A 19,854-nucleotide genomic window follows, 5' to 3' on the forward strand; every position below is an offset into this window, starting at 1 on the left:
GGAACTTCCTTCGTTCGTGGTGGCCCGCGGGGACCCTTTGTCACCGCGGGTTGTGGAGCCACGCCTTCTGACGAACACTGCCCGGTCTCTCAGCTGGCTGCTGGTCCGGGTCTGCACCCCGATCCCGTGGCTGGGTCGGAGCGCGGCAGGAGGCGCGACTGACAAGACTACGGGGCCGCTCCCGGCAGGGTCAAAAGCGCGCGAGCGCCGCCTCGGGCGCTGTCCACGGACGGACCTGGTTTCACACGCGCGTGCCCGGCCGACTAAGTTGGGCGGGTGACTGATTCTCTCACCGTGCGTGACAACCGCACCGGACTGGAGTACGACGTCCCGATCCTCGACGGCGCCATCAAGGCCGCGGATCTGGGCAAGATCAAGGCCGGGGACGACACTCCGGGCCTGGCGGTCTACGACCCGGGCTTCGTCAACACCGCGTCCTGCCGCAGCTCGGTGACCTACATCGACGGCGAGAAGGGCATCCTCGAGTACCGCGGGTACCCCATCGAGCAGCTGGCCGAGAAGTCGAGCTTCCTCGAGGTCGCCTACCTGCTGATCAACGGCGAGCTGCCGTCGAAGGCGGAGTACGACGCGTGGGTGCACGAGATCACCTACCACACGTTCGTGCACGAGAACGTCAAGTCGTTCATGCAGGGCTTCCGCTACGACGCGCACCCGATGGGGATGCTGATGGCGTCGGTGGGGGCCCTCTCGACGTTCTACCCCGACGCGCGCAACATCAGCGACGCCGACAACCGGCACATGCAGATCGTGCGGATGATCGCCAAGATGCCGACCCTCGGCGCCTGGGCGTTCCGCCACGCGCAGGGCAAGCCGTACGTCTACCCGGACAACGACCTCGGGTACACCGCGAACTTCCTCTCGATGCTCTTCAAGATGAGCGAGTCGAAGTTCGAGGCCGACGAGCGCCTGGTGCGCGCCCTCGACGTGCTGTTCATCCTGCACGCCGACCACGAGCAGAACTGCTCGACCAACGCGGTCCGCTCGGTGGGCTCCTCGCAGGTCGACCCGTACTCCGCGGTCGCGGCCGGCGTCGGCGCGCTCTACGGCCCGCTGCACGGTGGCGCCAACGAGGCCGTGCTGCGGATGCTGCGCCGCATCGGCTCGAAGGAGAACATCCCCTCCTTCATCGAGGGCGTGAAGAACGGCAACGAGAAGCTCATGGGCTTCGGCCACCGGGTCTACAAGAACTACGACCCGCGCGCCACGATCATCAAGAAGGCCTGTGACGACGTCTTCGAGGTCACCGGGGTCAACCCGCTGCTCGAGATCGCCCAGGAGCTGGAGAAGATCGCGCTCGAGGACGAGTACTTCGTCAAGCGCAAGCTCTACCCGAACGTCGACTTCTACTCCGGCCTGATCTACGAGGCCTTCCAGTTCCCGCCGGAGATGTTCACCGTCCTGTTCGCGATCGGCCGGACCCCGGGCTGGCTGGCCCAGTGGTCCGAGCTGGTGCAGGACAAGGAGCAGAAGATCGCCCGCCCGAAGCAGATCTACACCGGGGACCGCCAGCTCGACTTCACGCCCGCCTCGGAGCGCTGGGCCTGATGCCCGAGGCCGTGGTCTTCGACCTCGGCAACGTCCTCATCGACTGGCAACCGGCCCTCGCCATCGCGGCGGGGGTCGGTGCCGTTGAGGCCCAGAGGTTCCTGGACGCCGAGGACTTCGACTTCCTGGCGTGGAACCACCTCCAGGACAGCGGCCGGCCCTGGGCCGACGGCGTTGCCGAGGTGCGGCGCACGCACCCGCACTGGGCCGAGCACGCCGCGGCGTACCTCGACCACTTCCCCGCCTCGCTCGGCGAGGTGCCCGGCACGGCGGAGATCGTGCGCGAGCTGCACCAGGCCGGGGTGCGGCTGCTCGGGCTGACGAACTGGTCCGACGAGCTCTACTACCCGTACGCCGCCGGCCGGTTCGAGGTGCTCACGCTGCTCGACCACGTCGTGGTGTCCGGCGAGGTCAAGGTCGCGAAGCCGGACCCGCGCGCTTTCGAGATCGTCGCCGACCGGGCGGGGCTCCCGCTCGACCAGCTGGTGTTCATCGACGACAACCGCGCCAACATCGACGCCGCGGCCGCGCTCGGCATGGACGCGATCCTCTTCACCGGGGCGACGCAGCTGCGTGAGCAGCTGCGCGCCCGCGGCTACCGGCTCAGCGCCGGACCTGCACGCTCCGCGTGACGGTCCGGCCCCGGGTCGGGTCGACGCTCACCGAGACCTTGTCGAGCTTGGCGAGCTGCCGCTTCCCGGCGGCGGTCAGCTGCAGCCGCGCCGTCGACGCCTGGCCCGGCCGCAACGCGACCTGACCCTTCGCCAGCACAGCGCCGCCACCGCGGACCACGAGCGCGCCCTTGCCGGGCATCGACGAGACGACCTTCATCGAGAACGTCGAGCCGCTCACGAGGCCGCTGCCGCCCGTCCCGGTGGTCGACGAGCCCGGCAGCACCGTGATCGTCGCGGTCGAGGAGTTGTTGAACGGGTTGGCGTCCACCGACGTGGAGGTCACCGTCGCCGTGTTGGGGACGACGACCGGGTCGTCGGTGCCCATGCCCTCGGTCTTGGTGCGGTCGTGCAGGCAGATGAGGTCGAGCGTGGCCTGCTGCGCGACCCCGGTGTCGTTGAAGATCCGGAACGCGCGCTCCTTGAGCCGCGGGTCGTTGCCGAAGTGCTTCAGGCCCGGCGGCAGGTGCCAGGTCGCCACGACGCCCTTGGCGTCGTCGGGGCAGACGACCTTGAACTCGTCACCCTCCTTGGCCGTGTGGCCGGGGACCGTGAACGTCTCCACCACGTGGCTGAACTTCAGGTCGTGGGTGTGGCCGTGGACGGGCCCGACGGTCGTGCGCAGGCAGCGCGCGCTCACGGTCACGGTGGTCGGGGCACTCACGCTCAGCGAGAAGACCCAGTCCCGCGGCTGACCCTGGCTCCACTCCGACCCGGTCAGCACCACCCCGCCGGCGGGCGCGTCGAACCCGGGCGCGATCGGCATCGTGCCGGTCGGGCAGGTGAGCGTCGCGGTGTGCGAGCCGGCGGCGTACGTCGCGGTGTGCGTGACCGGTGCCGGGTCGACCGACAGCGGGTGCTTGTGGCTGTCGTTGTAGCCGGTCTGGCGGTCCGCGGCCTCGGTCTGCTTCGGCAGGCAGACGATGAACGCCTTGGCCTGCGCGCGGCCGTCGGCGTCGTTGCGGATGATGCCCTTCCACGAGCCGACACCGAGCCCGGTCGCCTGCGAGCTGAGGATCGTGACGTCGTCGCCGATCGTGCCGGTGTCCTGGTCGACGTGGTCGATGCGGAAGTGGCCGTCGCTCAGGATGTCCCCGGCGTTGCAGCTCAGCGTCACGCTCTTCTGCTCACCGGGCTGCAGGTCGACCTGCATCTCGGCCTTGTACGGCGTGAGCCAGTGGTGGGCCTGCGGGTGCGACGACGGCCCGGCGCCGGCGACGGGGTTGGCCACGACCTTGATCCAGAGCGTGGTCGAGGCGTGCGCGGCGAGCGTGCCGAGGTTGCACGTCACGGTGCCGGACGCCTGGGTGCACGGCGCCTGTGCCGAGTCGAACGTGACGCCGGCCGGCAGCACGTCCGTGACGACCACACCGGTGGCCGGGCTGTCGCCGACGTTCTCGACGAGCAGCGTGTAGGTGACCAGGTCGCCGCCGTGCGGGCTCGGGTCGGACGCCGTCTTGGTGATCTTCACGTCCGAGTCACCCACCGGCGGAGGCGGACCCGGGAGGCAGGCCGACGACGGGAACAGGTTGAAGTGCGTCTCCTTGCCGGAGACGAAGCTCTTCGCGATCATCTGGCCGATCGTGTGGCCGGCGCTGCCGACCGTGACCGCGGCGTCAGGCGCCAGGACCGTGCCGGCGAACGCGGAGCCGCTGTTGATCTGGAGCGAGGTCGCCTGCGGGAAGTTCCAGAGGATGCCGGGCCAGCCCGTCGCGGTCATCTGGCCGGGCTTCACGACGGAGTCGCTGGCCTGGTCCCAGTTGCCGTTGCCCTGGTTCTTGATCAGGAGGTTGTTCTGGAACGCCGGGGCGGAACCGCTGACGTTGACGAGGACCGTCGAACCCTGCGGCACGTCGATGCCGACCTGCTTGGTCCCGAGGTCGGACGCGGCGATGTTGAAGACGTTGAGGTCCGCGTTCGAGCCCGAGAGCACCAGGGTGACCTGGCCGCCGGGCAGCGGGTTCGAGGTCACGGTGGTGACCGTGCCGGTCTGCGCCGCGCCGGCCCACTCGGCGGACTTGCCGCGCAGGTAGGTGAACGCCGGGCCGAAGCTGACCGGGTTGCTCGCCAGGTAGCTGCCGCCGCCGTTGAAGTTCACGCCGCTCTGCGGGTTCACGTAGGCGCTGCCGCGCTGGAGGTTGAAGGTGCCGTGCGACCCGGCGACCACGAGGGTCGGCGTCGAGGCCGGCGTCGAGACGGGCAGGTGCGACCCGACCGTGAAGCCGCTGCCCGCGAAGCTGCCGCCGTACGCGATCGAACCCTCGGACTCGGCGCCTCGGGTGCCGTCGGTCTCGATGAACTCGGTCCATCCGGTGGCGTCGCCGAGCGGGTTGCTCACCGTCGTGCAGACCGCAGGGGTCTGGGCGCCGGCGCCGGCCCCGGAGAGCTGGAGCACCGTGACCGCGCTACCGGCGCACAGGAGCGCGGCGATGGCGAGCGGAAGACGGGCCGCGCGGCGCGCGCGACGAGGTACAGACGTGCTCATATGACTAACCCCCCAGTTGGTCTGCACCGCTGACGGTGCCACGAAGCAGGCTCCCATCGTCGCGAACGCCCGATATTCGGGCCCGCTGGACTGGACCAGGGCCGGGTCAGGTGGTCGTGCGCTCGAGGTGCCGGACGTCCGGCGAGAGCAGCGCCAGCAGTGCCGAGACGCCCATGATCGTGCCGACCACGAGCAGCCAGGTGTCGAAGCCGACGGCCGCGGCGACCGGGCCGGTGAGCGCGAGGCCGATCGGGCGGGCCACGAAGGAGCCGACGAGGTCGAACGAGTAGACCCGCGCCAGCTTGTCCTCGGCGATGTTCTGCTGGATCGAGAGGTCCCAGTTGACGCTGAAGATCTCGAGCCCGAGACCGTGCAGGAAGGCGCCGACGAGGATCGGGAGCAGGTGGTCGCTGAGCGCCATCGCGATCGGGAACGTCGCGGTCAGCGACAGCAGGATGGTCCCGGCGAACAGTCCGTGCCGCGGCCGCCAGCGCAGGCAGACGAGACCGCCGACGACGAACCCGACCATCAGCGCGCCGAGCGCGAAGCCCCAGGCGGACCGACCGAACTCGTCACCGACCACGATCGGCCCGAGCACGCCCTGGGCGCCGCCGTAGAACAGGTGGTAGAGCAGCGCCTGGGCGATCAGCAACCACAGCCAGGTGTGGCGGAACACCTCCTGGAGGCCCTCCGCCAGGTCGGCGCGCAGCGAGGGCCGCACACCTTCCGGCCGGGTGTGCGGGACGCGCAGGCGGGCGAAGGCGAGCGCGGCGACGACGAACGTCGCACCGTCGACCGCGATCGCCCATCCGGACCCGACGGCAGCGACCAGGATGCCGGCAAAGGCGAAGCCGACGACCATCGCGCCGGTCTCCAGCACCCGGCGTACGGCGACCGCCGACGGCAGCTCCTCGGCCGGGACGGTCAGCCGGGTCATCGCCGAGGACGACGGCTTGCTCAGCGCCCCGAGGCAGCCGGTGACCATGCCGATGAGGGCGAGCACGGGCAGGGTCGCCCAGCCTCCGACCAGCAGCACGGCGAGCAGCCCCTGCGTCACCGCGCACGCGGCCGAGGAGCCCTCCATCATCAGCTTGCGCGAGACCCGGTCGCCGAGCACGCCCCCGAACAGCACGGTGGCGACGTCGGCCAGGGCGAAGAGGGCGATGACCAGTCCGAGGTCGGTCGCGGAGCCGCCGAGGTCGAGGACGGCGAAGGCGAGCGCGACGGGATAGATCGCGTTGCCGAGCGCACTGGTGGTGGTGCCGATGACGAGGTTGCGGAAGTCGGGGTACCGCCAGGGCCCGGTCCGGACGCTCGTCGTCGTGCTCACGCCCGCAGATTAATTCGCTGGCGAACTATTCGTCAAAGTAGTTCGTCCCTACGATGGCGCCATGGCCGAGACCACCGCCGGGGAGGACTGGGCGGACCGGCACGTCGCCCGCTGGCGCGACCACTGGATCGACGTGCCGTTCGACGACGACATCGAGGCGATCGTGGTCCGGATGGGCAGGCTGGTGCGGCACTTCAAGGCCGCCATGCAGGAGGCGGTCGCCGAGGTGGGGCTGCAGGACTTCGAGTACGAGACGCTGCACCTGCTGATCGTCCGCGACACCCCGGGGCACGCCAGCCCGTCGGCGCTGGCGACCGACCTGGGGATCAGCAACGCGGGCATGACCGGGCGGCTCGACGCGCTCGAGCGCGGGGGTTGGATCCAGCGCCGGGCCGACGCGAACGACCGGCGCCGGGTCGGGATCGAGGTCACCCGGGCGGGCATGGACGTCTGGCGGCGAGCGATGGCGTTGCGCGGTCGCGCCGAGGAGGACCTCGTCCGGACGCTCCCTCCGCAGGAGCGGGTCCGCCTCGCGCAGCTGCTCAAGGTGCTCACCCTCCAGCTCGAGTCCGACGACTCCTAGCGGGCCTCGGCCGGGTTTCTTCGTCGCCGCCCAGCACTCTCTCAGGGAACCCACAGTCACCCCGAGCACTGTGGTGTGCATGGACGAGCAGCCGACCACCCCGTACCCGATCCAGCCTCCTCAGGGTGCTCCGCTGGGGCCCCCGCCGGAGGGCCCGCCGGTCATCGCGCAGCCGTCGTCGCTGCCGAGCTCGCGCAAGCACCGGCACACCGGCCTCGCCGTCGCCGTCCTGGCCACCGCACTGGTGGTCGGCGGTGCGGCGGGCGTCGGCGGTGCCGCCGCGTGGAACACCGCGACGGACGAGTCCGGTTCCACCGGCCCGGACACCGTCTCGACCGCACAGGTCGTGGACACCCCCGACTCCCCCGCCGCCGACGGCTCCGTCGAGGCGGTCGCCGAGAAGGTGCTGCCGTCGGTCGTGAAGCTCAACGTCACCGGCGCGCAGGGCGCGGGGTCCGGCTCCGGCATCGTCTTGAGCTCGGACGGCGAGATCCTCACCAACAACCACGTGGTCGAGGTCGCCGCCGACGGCGGCGAGATCACCGTGCTCTTCAACGACGGCACGACGGCCCCGGCCGAGATCCTCGGCACGGACCCGCTCACCGACACCGCGCTGATCAAGGCCGAGGGCGTGTCGGGCCTGACCCCGGCGACGATCGGCAAGTCCAGCGACCTCGCGGTCGGCGAGGGCGTCGTGGCGATCGGCTCGCCGTTCGGCCTCGAGTCCACGGTGACCAGCGGCATCGTCAGCGCGCTGAACCGGCCGGTCGACGTCGGGTCGGACGCGGAGAACAACAGCACGACCTACCCCGCGATCCAGACCGACGCGGCGATCAACCCCGGCAACAGCGGTGGCGCGCTGGTCGACATGAACGGCAACGTCGTCGGCATCAACTCCTCGATCCGCTCCGCCAGCAGCTCCGAGGAGGAGGCAGGCTCGATCGGCCTCGGGTTCGCGATCCCGATCGACTTCGTGCTCCCGATCGTCGACCAGATGAGCAACGGCGAGACGCCGACCCACGCCCGGCTGGGCATCTCGGTCTCCCCGGTGACCGACCAGACCGGTGCCGAGGTCGACAGCGGCGCGCAGGTCCAGGAGATCAGCGACGGCTCGACCGCAGCGGACGCCGGCCTCGCCGAGGGCGACGTGATCACCAAGGTCGACGACCAGCTGGTCAGCAGTGCCGACTCGTTGGTCGCCACGATCCGGTCCTACCGGCCCGGCGACGAGGTGACCGTGACGTACCTCCGCGACGGCGAGACCCGGACCGTCACCCTCACGCTGGACTCGGACGCGGACACGTCCACCTCCTGAGCCCGGCGCTCCCAGGCTCCTTCTCTCCCCCGAGAAGGAAGCGGGCCCCACTGGACGGAACCGTCTCCTGCCCGGTGGGGCCCGTGGTGCGCCTAGAGCCGCTTCTGGAACTCGCCGAGCCGGCCGACGGCTGCGAAGCCGAGGCGCTCGTTGACACCGATCATGTGCGCGTTGACCTCGGCGTTGTACGTCGTCAGCTCCACGATGTCGGGCCGCTCGGCCTGGAGCAGTCGCAGGTTCGCGACCTTCACCGCCAGCCCGAGCCGGTGCCCGCGGGCGTCGCCGCGCACCAGCGTGCCCCACTGGTAGGCCTTCCCGGGCTCGTGGACCGTGGTCGCCAGGTCGGAGTACGCCACGATCTCGCCCGCCGGGTCGAACGCCACGGTGTTGTACTTCGTGCGGCCCTGGGCAGCGATCAGCGCCTCACCCTCGCGCAGGGCGCCGACGTCGGCCTTCTCGGGCTCGAAGTCCATGTCGCCGACCGGCGCCTCGGTGATCAGCGTCGACGTCAGGCGCACCCAGCCCTCCGCGAGCTCGTCGGGCACCGGCCCCACCCAGGAGCGCAGCTCGTAGCCGCGGTGGTGCGGGGCGACCTCGGCCGCCAGCTGCTCGAGCAGACCGGCCTCGACCGGGAGCGTCAGCCGGCGCTTCACCTCCGCCAGGCCGAGTGCGTAGCCGTGGGCGCGGGCGAACTCGGCGCCCGCCTCGCCGGCGCCATCCGGGCCGGCGTCGTAGCGCCAGGTCACCAGCGTCTGCAGCACCGAGCGCCCGCGGCCGGCGGCCTCGCGCTCGAGCCCCGCGAGCATCGCGGACCCGTGGCCGAGCCGCCGGTCCTGCGGCCCCACGTGGACCGCGACCTCAGCGGTCTCCAGGTTGTCGAGCATCGGCGTCTCGAGACGGCCCGCCGCGACCACGCGACCGCCGACCCTCCCGACGAAGGCGTCGGCGCGGCGCGCGGCCCTCGGCCGGAGGGCAGCGCGCATCTCGTCGCGCATCCACGGCGTCGCCTCCTCGTCGGTCCGCTCGGCGGCGAGGTAGACGTCGTAGAACGCGTCGTACGACGCCGCGTCGTCCGGGTCGACGGGCTCGATCACCAGGCTCATCGGACGCGCTCGACCCGGCCCTCGTCCCACACCGGGCCGTCGGACTCGTAGACCTCACCGTCCGCGCCGTACACGAGGAAGCGGTCGAAGCCGCGGGCGAACCAACGGTCGTGGGTGACGGCGAGGACCGTGCCCTCGAACGCTGCGAGCCCGTCCTCGAGTGCCTCCGCGGACTGCACGTCGAGGTTGTCGGTCGGCTCGTCGAGGAGCAGCAGCGTGGCGCCGGACAGCTCGAGCAGCAGGATCTGGAACCGGGCCTGCTGCCCGCCGCTGAGCGACTCGAACCTCTGCTCACCCGCGTGCGCGAGCTCGTAGCGGTCCAGGACCCGGGCCGCCTGCTCGCGCCCCATGCCCTCGCGCCGGCCGTCGCCTCGGTGCAGGATCTCCAGCAGGGTCCGGCCGATCAGCTCGGGGTGCTCGTGGGTCTGCACGAACCACCCCGGACGCACGCGCGCGCCGAGCTTGGCCTTGCCGGAGTGGAGCACCGGCTTGATCTCGATGTCCTCGACCGGCCGGTGCTCGACGTCGGGGTCGCTGCCCCCGATCGCCAGCAGGCGCAGGAAGTGCGACTTGCCGGAGCCGTTCGAGCCGAGCACGGCCACCCGCTCGCCGTACCAGACCTCGAGGTCGAAGGGCTTCATCAGCCCGGTCAGCTCGAGGTTCTCGCAGACGACCGCGCGCTTGCCGGTGCGGCCGCCCCGCAGCCGCATCGTCACCTGCTGCTCGCGCGGCTGCTCGGTCGGCGGGCCGGCCTCCTCGAACTTGCGGAGCCGGGTCTGCGCGGCGCGGTACTGCGACGCCATCCCGTCGTTGTACTCGGACTTGATCTTGTAGTGCAGCACCAGCTGCTTGAGCTTGGCGTGCTCCTCGTCCCAGCGCTTGCGCATCTCCTCGAAGCGCAGGAACCGGTCGCGCCGAGCCTCGTGGTACGACGCGAACCCGCCCGGATGGGTCCACACGGTGTTGCCCGCGTGGCCGAGCTCGACGGTGACCACGCGGGTGGCGGTGTTGTTGAGGAGCTCGCGGTCGTGGCTGATCATCAGGATCGTCTTGTCGGACTCGCGGATCCGGCCCTCGAGCCAGATCTTGCCGGGGACGTCGAGGTAGTTGTCGGGCTCGTCGAGCAGCAGCACCTCGTCCGGCCCGCGCAGCAGGAACTCCAGCACCAGCCGCTTCTGCTCGCCGCCCGAGAGGGTGCTGAGCGTGCGGTACTTCGCGCGGTCGTAAGGCAGCGAGAACGCCGCCATCGTGCACACGTCCCAGGTGACCTCGACGTCGTACCCGCCGGCGTCGGCGAACTCCGACAGCGCGTGGGCGTACGCCATCTGGGTCTTCTCGTCGTCGGTCTCCATCAGCGCCAGCTCGAGGCGGTCGACCTCGGCGGCCGCCGCCCGGATCCGAGGCGGCGAGACGCTGAGCAGGAGGTCGGCGACGGTCGGGTCGTCTCCGAGCCCGGCGCCGACGGCCTGCCGCATCACGCCCAGCCCACCCGAGCGCGTCACCGCGCCGGCGTGCGGCACCAGGTCGCCGGTGATGATCCTGAGCAGCGTGGTCTTGCCGGCGCCGTTCGCGCCCACGAGCGCGACCTTGGCGCCCTCGCCGACCCGGAACGACACGTCGTCGAGCAGCACTCGACCGTCCGGCAGCTCGTACCTGACTCCAGCGACGTCCACGTGTCCCACGTCGAAGGATTGTCCGTCATCGCCGAGGCGGGGTCACGTCGTTTAACCGATGCGCTCCACGACCATGGACGCGGCGACCGCGTGGGTCGACGGCTGTTCCACGAGCACCAACGAGTCCGACACGTTCACCAGCTCGATGATGTCGTCGACGTGGAGCTCGCCGAGCACCTCGCCGGTGATCGTCCGGGCACCCACGGGAGCGCCGAACACGACCCCCGGGTCGGTGGAGTCGTTGACCGAGATCGCGAACTGGGTGCCGGTCAGCCGCTCGCTGAAGTTGACCGTGAACCGGATCGAGTAGGTCCCCGCCTCGTCGATCGTCACCTCGTCCATGCTCGCGCTGACGCCCTCCGCCACGGGCGCACCGCCGCTGAAGAACACCGCCGTGCCCGGAGGCACCGCCATCAGGCCGCTGGCCCAGAGGTAGGCCGCACCCGTCGGCACGTCCGCACCGGGAGCACCGGTCGGACCGGGAGGGCCGCTCGGTCCCGGCGATCCGCTCGGTCCGGGCGGGCCGCTCGGTCCGGGCGAACCGGGAGCGCCGCTCGCGCCCGCCGCTCCCGCGGGGCCCGGTGGACCGGCCTTTCCGGGCTCGCCCTGTGGTCCCGGGGACCCGGACGCACCGGCCGGACCGGCCGGACCGGCCGGACCCTCGGCGTTCCAGGAGATCCGGTCCCAGCCGCGCGGGCAGCGCGAGCCTGGATCGGAGAACCGCATCACCTGGGTCATCTGGTTCACGCAGGCACGGATCACCGACGTGGCCCGGTCGTCGGACCGCGCGACGCCGTACCCGGTGGCGGCGCCCCCGGTGACCAGCACGAGCACGAGGACGGGAGCCGCGGAGCGCCGGAGGGACGGAAGCGATCGCGGCATGGAGCGAGACTAGGACGTGTTCTCGTTTTCCATCGCGAGATCGCCCGAACGGTCTAGCGTGCAAACCGTGACCACCCTCCGCCGCGCCGCCGCGGTCGCCCTGACGACCGCGACCCTCGCCGCCACGTTGCTCGCCCCGACCTCGACCGCGTCCGCCGAGCAGGTGCCGCTGCCCGTGGGGCCGACCAGCTACTCCGCCGACGGCAGGTACGCCGTGGGCGAGCGCACCATGACGCTGCCGTCGGGCGTGAAGGTGGAGGTCTGGTACCCGGCGCGGAAGAAGGACGTCGTCGGTCAGCCCGAGGGCAGCTACGACGTCGTCGACTGGATCCCGAGCATCTACAACATCCCGGACGGCGCGTCGGTGCCCTACCCGAGCGGCGGCGTGCGCGGCGTGCCGGTCGCCAAGGGCCGGTTCCCGCTGGTGGTCTTCAGCCACGGGTACGCCGGCTTCCGCACCCAGTCGTCCGCGCTGACCGCGGCGATCGCCTCGTGGGGCTTCGTCGTCGCCGCGCCCGAGCACCCGAGCCGGAACCTGACCCGGGTGCTGCCCTCCAACGCCCCGCCGGCGACGACCACCGACGTCGAGGACCTGCAGCAGGCGATCTCCATGGTCGGCAAGGCGAACGGCGCCAAGCGGTCGTGGCTCTTCGGGCACGTGAACATGAAGCAGATCGGCGCACTCGGCCACTCGGCCGGCGGCCGCGCCGTCGAGAGCCTCGCGTCGGTCGACAAGCGCGTGGACACGTTCATCGGGATGGCTCCGGGCCACGACGCGGAGCTGGCACCGGTCCAGAAGCCCAGCCTGGTCCTGGCCGCGACCGACGACGAGATCATCACGCTCGACCGGATCGAGGCGGCGTACGACACCTTCGCGGCGCCGAAGCGGATCGTGCTCTTCGGCGGCGGCCACCTGCTCTTCAGCGACCTGTGCGACATCGGGGAGTCCGACGGCGGGCTGCTCGCCGTCGCCGAGCTGTTGGGCTTCCCGGTCCCGCAGAGCCTCATCCGGCTGGCGACCGACGGCTGCATCGCCCCGGCGCTCGAGCCGTCGGTCGCGCTGCCGGCGGTCCAGCACACGGTGATCGCCCAGCTGCGCCGGGTCTTCGGCCTCGACCCCACCGACGCCGCGTTCGACGGTCTGGTCGAGGCCTACCCCGGCGTCGTGTCCGACAGCCGGAGTGCCCAGTAGGTCAGGCGCAGGAGGGCTGCCTCCTAGAATCCCCCGCATGACCCGGGGAGCGGAGGACGAGGCGCAGGCGCCTGTCGTGGCACCAGCGCGACCACTGCCGTACCCGCGCACCCGGCGCAAGGTCCGCGCGGTCGCGATGGGGGCGTACGCCGCGGCACTCGTGGCGTGGTCGCTCACGCTGGGCCTGCCCAACGACACCGTGCAGGTGTTCCTGTGGCTGTGGCTCGGCACCGTGGCCTGGAACGTCGAGGCCCGCCCGCGCTACCACCTGAACTTCCTGAAGGACTGGTGGCTGCCGGTACTCGGGCTGGTCATCTACTTCTTCAGCCGCGGACTGACCGACGAGCTCGGGCTGCCCGTGCACGTCTACATGCCGATCCACGTCGACGAGTGGCTCGGCGGCGGCATGACGCCGACCGAGCGGCTGCAGGATGCGTGGTGCGGCGACCCGTGCCTCAAGGAGAGCGAGCCGCGCTGGTACGACGCGCTCTTCACGACCGTGTACGCGACCCACTTCGTGACCGGGCTGACCATCGCCGCGGTGCTCTGGGTGCGCAACCGGGCCGAGTGGATCAAGTGGATGCGGCGCTACCTGCTGATCAACTTCGGCGCGCTCGTGGTCTACATCCTCTACCCGATGGCGCCGCCGTGGATGGCGTCCGAGGAGGGCTGGCTGGGCGCCGACGTCGCCCGGCTCACCAGCCGGGGCTGGCGCGACATCGGCCTGGACCGCATCGACCTGATCCTGCACGGGGTCGGCAACCCGGTCGCGGCGATGCCGTCCCTGCACGCCGGCATCACGTTCCTCATCGCGATCTACGGCATCCAGCGGCTGCGCTCGCCGTGGCGCTGGCTGCTCGCGCTCTACCCGCTGGCGATGTCGACCGCGCTGGTCTACATGGGCGAGCACTACGTGATCGACATCGTCGCCGGGGCGATCCTGGCCGGCGCGGTGCTGGTGGTCTGCCAGCTCTGGGAGAACAGCCGGGATCGCATCCGTATCTGATATACGAAATGTTTCGCAAAATCCTTCCAGATTGTGCGAAATGCTGACACGGTGAGGGCCCCGATCCCGTGAGGAGTCCTCCGTGAGTGGTCTCATGACCCGCCGTCGTCGCGTGCGCGCGATCGCCGTCGCGGCCGTCGCCAGCCTGGCCGCCGTACCCGCCGTCACGTCCCTCGGCACCGCCGACGCCGTCACGGCGCCGGCGCTCGCCGCCGGTGACACGACGGGGACCGACCCGACGTTCACGCGCTACGACGTGGACACCGCGGCCACCGGAGCGGCGTTCACGTCGGTCGGCACCGTGTTCGCCGGCGAGCACGACATCGTCACCAGCGTGTGGGGCCCGTTCGACGGGAGCCGCCCCAAGGGTCCGGGCTCGCTGAACATCTACCGCCCCGGCGCGACCCTCTCCGACTGGTCGAAGGTCACGGTCTTCGGCCCCGAGGCCGGCATCACGATGCCGAACGCGACGACGATCACCGACGTGGACGGGGACGGGGACAACGACCTGATCGTGCCCGCCGGCCACTTCTTCGGCACCGACCCGGGCATCGCCGCCGAGCTGCGCGTGCTGAGCGGCAGCATCACGTGGTGGGAGAACAAGGGCACCGACCAGTTCACGCGCCATGACGTGATCACCGACCAGGCCGGTGCGTACCACGGTGTCCAGTACGTCGACTTCGACGGCGACGGCATCAAGGACATCCTCAGCGTGTCCGAGGAGGCCAAGGCGCCGGGCAACCAGTCCGACGACGTCCTCGCGACCCAGTTCTTCAAGGGTCGCGCCGACCACACGTTCGCCGCCCCGGTGCAGCTCGCCGACGTCGGCGGCAGCCAGCCGGTGATCGCCGACGTCGACGAGGACGGCGACCTCGACGTCATCACGGCGCGCTACTTCGACCCGCTGCGTGGTGCCGGTGGCGGCGACTTCCCGGCGCCCAGCTACCTGTGGCTCGAGAACAGCGACACCGACGGCACCCTGACGTCCGCGGACTTCGCGGTCCGGACGATCGCCACGGTCAGCGAGACCAGCTTCGGTTTCCAGATCCAGCCGGTCGTCGGGTTCCGCGAGCCCGGCAAGGTCTCGTGGATCGCGACCAACCACGCCAACCGGTGCACGTTCGCGCTCCTCTTCCCGGCGCTCGCCGACCGCGAGCAGGTCATCGAGTTCGTGCCCGGCGACGACATCCGCGAGCCGTGGGAGCGGACGACGCTCTCGGACCCGGACACCGTCGTACCCCCGTGCCCGGAGGACTACGGCACCAACCGCGACAACTACCCGACCTGGAGCGACGCGATCACCTCGCGCTACGGCCCCGGCCAGGGCTCCCCGGGCACGTTCGGCTACGGCGACATCGACGGTGACGGCGACATCGACCTCGGTGTCTCCGGCGACGGCGACCGCCGGCTGTGGTGGATCGAGCAGCAGGCCGACGGCGACACGACCCTGCACCGGCTCACCGCCGAGGGCGAGCACTTCGGCCAGTCCGGCGGCGGCTGGGTCCAGGACTTCAACGGCGACGGCGTCAACGAGCTGGTGTTCAGCTCGTGGGACGAGAACACCGTGGCGCTCTGGAGCCGCACCGGCACCGTGGACGTGCCCGTGACCGTGGACAGCACGCTGTCCGTCACGCCGGCGAGGTCGACGATCAAGGCGGGCAGGAGGGGCACCTGGACCGTGAAGCTGAACGCGGCCGCCGACGGCCCGAAGCGCTCGGTCACGGTCACGTTCGACCCCGCCAAGGGCAAGAACGTCTCGCTCGGCAAGGTCGTGGTCGGCCCCGCCGGTGCCGCCACCCTGAGCGGCAAGCTGACCTGGAAGCCGCGTGCGAACGGCAAGCTCGTGTTCGCGTACGCCGGCACCACCGTGTCCGAGATGCTGAGCGACACCGCCGCACGCACGACCGCGAAGGTGACCGTCAGGAAGTAGCAGGTGCGAGGCGCTACGCGGCCCGGCGACGGGCCGCGTAGCGCGCACCGAGCAGGATGTGCACGGCGATCCCGGCGAACATCAGGATCGTCGTCCAGGTGTGCAGCGGCTCGTTGTCGAGGTTGGTCTGCGACACCCAGATCACCACGCCGAGCGCGTAGCCGAAGTAGATGTGGAACACCTTCAGCGTGCGCCGCGGCCGGACCAGTCCGAAGACGTACACGGACAGCACCAGGTGCACGGTGTTGAGACCCACCACCAGCACGACCAGGACGGCGGCGAGCGCCGTACGGTCGTCGGCGAGGTAGTGGACCGCGGTCGCCGCCACCATCACCGGCAGCAGCACCCAGCCGACCTTGCGGTTGATCGCGCCCGCCCGCTGACGCCGGCGCAGGGCCAGCACCGAGGGGTGGGACACGACGGTGGTCATCGTCAGCTCCCGAGCACGTCCGACCCGAGATCGTCGACCAGCCGGGCGACCTGGGCCCAGATGGAGGCGAGGGCGACGACCGCGCTCTCGATGTCGCGGTCCTGCGCGGAGGCGACCAGCGCGGACTGGAGCGAACCCTGGAGCGCGAGGTACTCCAACGGGTCGAGCAGGCGCACCAGGCGCTGCAGTCGCGGCAGCAGCGCGAGCAGCGCGTGCGCCAGCTCCGCGCTGCCGCATCGGTCCAGGAGCTGGCTGCCGAACCGGTCCGACTCCGCGAACGCGAGCACGAGGTCACCGCTGCGGTAGGCCAGCTCGAAGTCCAGCGCCGTACGGCGCAAGGTGGCGACGTCGCCAGCGGCGTAGTGCGGCATCCCCCAGCGCAGCACCTGCTCCATGAGCATCCCGCCCACGCGCAGCATGTCGGCCGCGGCGGCCCGGGTCAGGGGCGCGACGGACGCGCCCCGGTTGCGCTCGACGACGACCAGTCCCTCGGTGGCGAGCTGGGCGAACGCCTCGCGCAGCGGCGAGTTCGAGACCCCGAAGCGCGCCATGATCGCCTCGGTGCGCAGCGGCTCCCCCGGCGCCAGGCGGCCGGCCATGATGTCCTCACGCAGCGCGACGACGACGTTCTCGCGCAGCGCGCCGTGCTCCCGCGCGACGGATGTCATGGCTACTCCTCGGTCTGTTTCGCCCACAGGTTGATGCCGGCCTCCACCGCATCCTCGTCGATCAGGCGCAGCTCGTCAGCCGAAAGCGGCGGGAACGCCAGCGCGTCGAGGTTCGTGTCGAGCTGCTCGACCGAGCTCGCGCCGAGCAGTGCGCTCGTCACGCGCGGGTCGCGGACCGCCCACTGGATCGCGAGCTGGGCGAGCTTCTGGCCACGCCCCTGGGCGATCTCGTTGAGCCGACGCACGTGGCGCAGCCGCGACTCCTCGAGGTGGTCCTTGTCGAGCGACGAGCCCTCGCGCGCGGCGCGGGAGTCGGCCGGGACGCCGTCGAGGTAGCGGTCGGTGAGCAGGCCCTGCGCGAGCGGGCTGAACACGATGCAGCCCATCCCCTGCGCCTCGAGCTCGTCGAGCAGGTCCTCCTCGATCCAGCGGTTGAGCATGGAGTACGACGGCTGGTGGATCAGCAGCGGCGTCCCGAGCTCGCGCGCGATCGACGCAGCCTCCTTGGTCTTCGCCGCCGAGTACGACGAGATGCCGGCGTACAGCGCCTTGCCCTGCCGCACCGCGTGGTCGAGCGCCATCATCGTCTCCTCGACGGGCGTCTCGGGGTCGAAGCGGTGGCTGTAGAAGATGTCGACGTACTCCAGGCCCATCCGGGCCAGCGACTGGTCGAGCGAGGCGAGCACGTACTTCCTCGAGCCGCCGCCCTGCCCGTAGGGCCCGGGCCACATGTCGTAGCCGGCCTTGGTCGAGATCACCAGCTCGTCGCGGTACGGCGCGAAGTCGTCCTTCAGGTAGCGCCCGAAGTTCTCCTCCGCCCGGCCGTACGGCGGGCCGTAGTTGTTCGCCAGGTCGAAGTGCGTGACGCCCCGGTCGAACGCCCGACGCAGCACCGCGCGCTGGTTCGCCTCCGACCGGTCGTCCCCGAAGTTCTGCCACAGCCCCAAGGAGATCGCCGGCAGCTTCAGGCCGCTGCGCCCGGTGAACCGGTACTCCATCCCGGTCGCCTCGGTGTCGTAGCGGTTCTCGGCTGCCTCGTAGCTCATGCTCCGATCCTGCCAGGGCCGGGTGAGGCCGATCGCATGGCCATGGCCCCGCCGGCCGTGGTCGGCGGGGTGTGGGTCAGTGGGTATGTCGGTCGGTGTCGACGAGGTAGGTGTGGCCGTGGGGGCTGGTCCACACGAACGTGGTGGGGCCGATGCGGTGGTAGGTCCAGGCGGTGTGGGTCTTGAGCCGGTGGTGTCCACGGCACAGGGGCGCGAGATTGCGGGTCTCGGTGCGACCGGTCGGGTACGCGGTGATGTGGTCGGTGTCAGCGGTGCGTGAAGGCCGGCTGCAGCTGGGGAACACGCACGTCGGGAACGTCAGCGTGACTTGTTCCTGCTGCCGCTCGGTGGGCGGGTAGGAGTCGGTCGACAGGTTGTCGTTGAGGTCGAGCACCGGCCGCACGGTCACCGTGGTGCCGGCCTGTTGGCACCAGTGCTTGATCTGGTCGGGGGTGACGACGGTGCGGGTGTGCTCGACCTCGACCATCGACTGGTCGGGGCGGGTGTGGGTGTGGATCACGACCTCGCGGTGGCCGTCGGCGGCGAGCATCCCGGCGGCGATCGAGCGGCGCACGTCCAACGGCAGCGCCGGGTCCTGGGCGGCGGCCTTCGCGGTGATCGCCTCGTCGAGGGCGACCGCGTCGGCCAGGTCCAGCACACCGGCGACGGGGACCTGCCCGTCGACCACGTTGCGCCAGTGGAACGTCAGGTGCCGCTGCTCGGCCGCCGCGACCCGCCGCTCCTCCGCAGCGGTCGGGTCGAACTCGGCGCGGGCGGCTTCCACGGTCCGCTCGATCTGCGCGAACGAACACCGGTGCAGCACCGGCGCGAGGGCCCGGTCCACGAACCCGGCGGCGTCGGCGGGCAGGGACCGGGTCTGCTGGGCGACCTTGCGGGCCTTCCACGCCAGCACCTCCCCGGCCAGCACGCGGGTCCAGGTGGACGGGAGCCGGTGGCGCAGCTCGACCGCGTCACCGATGAACACCCGACCCGCATCAGACGACAGTCCGAGTGCGAGGGCGAACTCCGCGATGCAGAACTCCGCGACCGTTGGTGCGCCGTCGCCGGCGACCTCGAGGTCCCGCTCACCCCACGACCGGGTCGCATCGACCTCGTCGCCGGGGTGCAGGTCGGCCCACTCCAGTGCGAGGAGCAGCCGTTCGATCTCCAGCTGGGTGGCGGCGTCCAGGTTGTTGCGGGCAGCCGCGAGCACCATCTCGGTGCGGGTGGTCGTGGTGGCTGCCATGGATCAACTCAACCAGGGACCACCGACAGTCAGGGCCCGGAATCCCTTGTTTCGACCGGGATGTGGACACTTTCGCGAGAAAGTTCTGAGAACTATTCGGTGGTGGTTTCGAGGCTCGCTAGCGCTCGCACCTCAACCACCGGAGGAGCGGCCGGAAAGCCGGGAAGCAGCGCCAGCCCGAACCCACCCCGTCCGCGTAGAAGCCCTGTCGGCGAGCAACCACGGCGGACCCGCAGCCAACCGACGGTCGGGTGGTTTCGAGGCTCGCTAGCGCTCGCACCTCAACCACCGCAGAAGCGGCCGGTGAGCCGGGAAGCAGCGCCAGCCCGAACCCACCCCATCCGCGTAAAAGCCCTGACGGCGAGCAACCAGGGCGGACCCGCAGCCAACCGACGGTCGGGTGGTTTCGAGGCTCGCTAGCGCTCGCACCTCAACCACCGCAGAAGCGGCCGGTGAGTCGGGAAGCAGCGCCAGCCCGAACCCACCGCGCCCGCGTAAAAGCCCTCACGGCGAGCAACCGCGGCGGACCCGCAGCCAACCGACGGTCGGGTGGTTTCGAGGCTCGCTAGCGCTCGCACCTCAACCACCGCAGAAGCGGCCGGTGAGTCGGGAAGCAGCGCCAGCCCGAAACCCACCCCGCCCGCGTAGAAGCCCTAGCGGCGGCCAACCACGGCGGACCCGCAGCCAACCGACGATCGGGTGGTTTCGAGGCTCGCTAGCGCTCGCAC

General features: G+C 70.9%; 16 protein-coding genes. 7 read left to right on the forward strand and 9 right to left on the reverse strand.

Annotation, left to right across the window (positions count from 1 at the left end; genetic code table 11):
- Window positions 1-276 precede the first annotated feature (276 nt).
- Window positions 277-1,566: a citrate synthase gene (locus ABD875_RS18190; protein WP_345180806.1), complete on the forward strand. Its 1,290-nt coding sequence runs from the start codon at window positions 277-279 to the stop codon at window positions 1,564-1,566.
- Window positions 1,566-2,198 carry an HAD family hydrolase gene (locus tag ABD875_RS18195; protein ID WP_345180808.1) on the forward strand — a complete coding sequence of 211 codons (633 nt, stop codon included), beginning with the start codon at window positions 1,566-1,568 and terminating at the stop codon, window positions 2,196-2,198. The genes ABD875_RS18190 and ABD875_RS18195 overlap by 1 nt, the downstream gene beginning before the upstream one ends.
- Here ABD875_RS18195 and ABD875_RS18200 read toward each other — a convergent pair.
- Both ABD875_RS18200 and ABD875_RS18205 read right to left on the reverse strand, forming a co-directional pair.
- Window positions 2,170-4,722 carry a choice-of-anchor A family protein gene (locus ABD875_RS18200; RefSeq protein ID WP_345180811.1) on the reverse strand — a complete coding sequence of 851 codons (2,553 nt, stop codon included), beginning with the start codon at window positions 4,720-4,722 and terminating at the stop codon, window positions 2,170-2,172. The two genes, ABD875_RS18195 and ABD875_RS18200, sit on opposite strands and share 29 nt — an antisense overlap.
- Window positions 4,723-4,828: 106 nt before the next feature.
- Window positions 4,829-6,052, reverse strand: a complete 1,224-nt coding sequence (locus ABD875_RS18205; RefSeq protein WP_345180813.1) for an MFS transporter — start codon at window positions 6,050-6,052, stop codon at window positions 4,829-4,831.
- Between the two features lie 61 nt (window positions 6,053-6,113).
- Between ABD875_RS18205 and ABD875_RS18210 the strand changes: the two genes are divergently transcribed.
- Together ABD875_RS18210 and ABD875_RS18215 are read left to right on the forward strand one after the other, a co-directional pair.
- On the forward strand, window positions 6,114-6,635 hold the full coding sequence (locus ABD875_RS18210; RefSeq protein WP_345180815.1) for a MarR family winged helix-turn-helix transcriptional regulator: 522 nt from the start codon (window positions 6,114-6,116) through the stop codon (window positions 6,633-6,635).
- 79 nt (window positions 6,636-6,714) lie between these two features.
- Window positions 6,715-7,950 carry a S1C family serine protease gene (locus tag ABD875_RS18215; RefSeq protein ID WP_345180817.1) on the forward strand — a complete coding sequence of 412 codons (1,236 nt, stop codon included), beginning with the start codon at window positions 6,715-6,717 and terminating at the stop codon, window positions 7,948-7,950.
- 92 nt (window positions 7,951-8,042) lie between these two features.
- Here the strand turns inward: ABD875_RS18215 and ABD875_RS18220 are convergent, their stop codons facing one another.
- From ABD875_RS18220 to ABD875_RS18230, 3 genes are read right to left on the reverse strand one after another with little or no spacing between them, the layout of a single operon-like run.
- Window positions 8,043-9,053: a GNAT family N-acetyltransferase gene (locus tag ABD875_RS18220; RefSeq protein WP_345180820.1), complete on the reverse strand. Its 1,011-nt coding sequence runs from the start codon at window positions 9,051-9,053 to the stop codon at window positions 8,043-8,045.
- Window positions 9,050-10,735 carry an ABC-F family ATP-binding cassette domain-containing protein gene (locus ABD875_RS18225; protein ID WP_345180822.1) on the reverse strand — a complete coding sequence of 562 codons (1,686 nt, stop codon included), beginning with the start codon at window positions 10,733-10,735 and terminating at the stop codon, window positions 9,050-9,052. Before ABD875_RS18225 ends, ABD875_RS18220 begins: the two co-directional genes overlap by 4 nt.
- A 42-nt stretch (window positions 10,736-10,777) precedes the next feature.
- The gene (locus ABD875_RS18230; RefSeq protein ID WP_345180824.1) at window positions 10,778-11,608 is read right to left on the reverse strand and encodes a hypothetical protein; all 831 of its coding nucleotides are present in this window, start codon (window positions 11,606-11,608) and stop codon (window positions 10,778-10,780) included.
- Window positions 11,609-11,675: 67 nt separating this feature from the next.
- Here ABD875_RS18230 and ABD875_RS18235 point away from each other — a divergent pair, with 67 nt between their 5' ends.
- The 3 genes from ABD875_RS18235 (at window position 11,676) to ABD875_RS18245 (ending at window position 15,736) form a co-directional block, all read left to right on the forward strand.
- Window positions 11,676-12,800: an alpha/beta hydrolase family protein gene (locus ABD875_RS18235; protein WP_345180826.1), complete on the forward strand. Its 1,125-nt coding sequence runs from the start codon at window positions 11,676-11,678 to the stop codon at window positions 12,798-12,800.
- 37 nt (window positions 12,801-12,837) lie between these two features.
- Window positions 12,838-13,806, forward strand: a complete 969-nt coding sequence (locus ABD875_RS18240) for a phosphatase PAP2 family protein (RefSeq protein ID WP_345180828.1) — start codon at window positions 12,838-12,840, stop codon at window positions 13,804-13,806.
- An 82-nt stretch (window positions 13,807-13,888) separates the two neighbouring features.
- Entirely contained in the window at window positions 13,889-15,736 is a 1,848-nt protein-coding gene (locus ABD875_RS18245) for an FG-GAP repeat domain-containing protein (protein ID WP_345180829.1), read from the forward strand.
- A gap of 13 nt (window positions 15,737-15,749) precedes the next feature.
- Here ABD875_RS18245 and ABD875_RS18250 read toward each other — a convergent pair whose 3' ends face one another.
- The 4 genes from ABD875_RS18250 to ABD875_RS18265 all read right to left on the reverse strand — a co-directional run bounded on the left by ABD875_RS18250 (window position 15,750) and on the right by ABD875_RS18265 (window position 19,126).
- The gene (locus ABD875_RS18250; protein WP_345180831.1) at window positions 15,750-16,166 is read right to left on the reverse strand and encodes a hypothetical protein; all 417 of its coding nucleotides are present in this window, start codon (window positions 16,164-16,166) and stop codon (window positions 15,750-15,752) included.
- 2 nt (window positions 16,167-16,168) lie between these two features.
- Complete coding sequence (locus ABD875_RS18255; protein ID WP_345180833.1) at window positions 16,169-16,834, reverse strand: GntR family transcriptional regulator; 666 nt, start codon at window positions 16,832-16,834, stop codon at window positions 16,169-16,171.
- Between the two features lie 2 nt (window positions 16,835-16,836).
- Window positions 16,837-17,880, reverse strand: a complete 1,044-nt coding sequence (gene mgrA / locus ABD875_RS18260) for an L-glyceraldehyde 3-phosphate reductase (RefSeq protein WP_345180835.1) — start codon at window positions 17,878-17,880, stop codon at window positions 16,837-16,839.
- A gap of 76 nt (window positions 17,881-17,956) precedes the next feature.
- On the reverse strand, window positions 17,957-19,126 hold the full coding sequence (locus ABD875_RS18265) for an HNH endonuclease signature motif containing protein (RefSeq protein ID WP_345180837.1): 1,170 nt from the start codon (window positions 19,124-19,126) through the stop codon (window positions 17,957-17,959).
- Window positions 19,127-19,854: the final 728 nt, after the last annotated feature.

The organism is Nocardioides caricicola, assembly GCF_039541135.1.
Lineage (GTDB): Bacteria > Actinomycetota > Actinomycetes > Propionibacteriales > Nocardioidaceae > Nocardioides > Nocardioides caricicola.

What these genes read in the sequence shown, in the direction of transcription:
- ABD875_RS18240 (WP_345180828.1), top strand. Translation starts at nt 12,838, where the DNA reads ATGACCCGGGGAGCGGAGGACGAGGCGCAGGCGCCTGTCGTGGCACCA.
- ABD875_RS18230 (WP_345180824.1), bottom strand. Translation starts at nt 11,608, where the DNA reads ATGCCGCGATCGCTTCCGTCCCTCCGGCGCTCCGCGGCTCCCGTCCTC.
- ABD875_RS18195 (WP_345180808.1), top strand. Translation starts at nt 1,566, where the DNA reads ATGCCCGAGGCCGTGGTCTTCGACCTCGGCAACGTCCTCATCGACTGG.
- ABD875_RS18210 (WP_345180815.1), top strand. Translation starts at nt 6,114, where the DNA reads ATGGCCGAGACCACCGCCGGGGAGGACTGGGCGGACCGGCACGTCGCC.
- ABD875_RS18220 (WP_345180820.1), bottom strand. Translation starts at nt 9,053, where the DNA reads ATGAGCCTGGTGATCGAGCCCGTCGACCCGGACGACGCGGCGTCGTAC.
- ABD875_RS18200 (WP_345180811.1), bottom strand. Translation starts at nt 4,722, where the DNA reads ATGAGCACGTCTGTACCTCGTCGCGCGCGCCGCGCGGCCCGTCTTCCG.
- ABD875_RS18215 (WP_345180817.1), top strand. Translation starts at nt 6,715, where the DNA reads ATGGACGAGCAGCCGACCACCCCGTACCCGATCCAGCCTCCTCAGGGT.
- ABD875_RS18255 (WP_345180833.1), bottom strand. Translation starts at nt 16,834, where the DNA reads ATGACATCCGTCGCGCGGGAGCACGGCGCGCTGCGCGAGAACGTCGTC.
- ABD875_RS18265 (WP_345180837.1), bottom strand. Translation starts at nt 19,126, where the DNA reads ATGGCAGCCACCACGACCACCCGCACCGAGATGGTGCTCGCGGCTGCC.
- ABD875_RS18250 (WP_345180831.1), bottom strand. Translation starts at nt 16,166, where the DNA reads ATGACCACCGTCGTGTCCCACCCCTCGGTGCTGGCCCTGCGCCGGCGT.
- mgrA (WP_345180835.1), bottom strand. Translation starts at nt 17,880, where the DNA reads ATGAGCTACGAGGCAGCCGAGAACCGCTACGACACCGAGGCGACCGGG.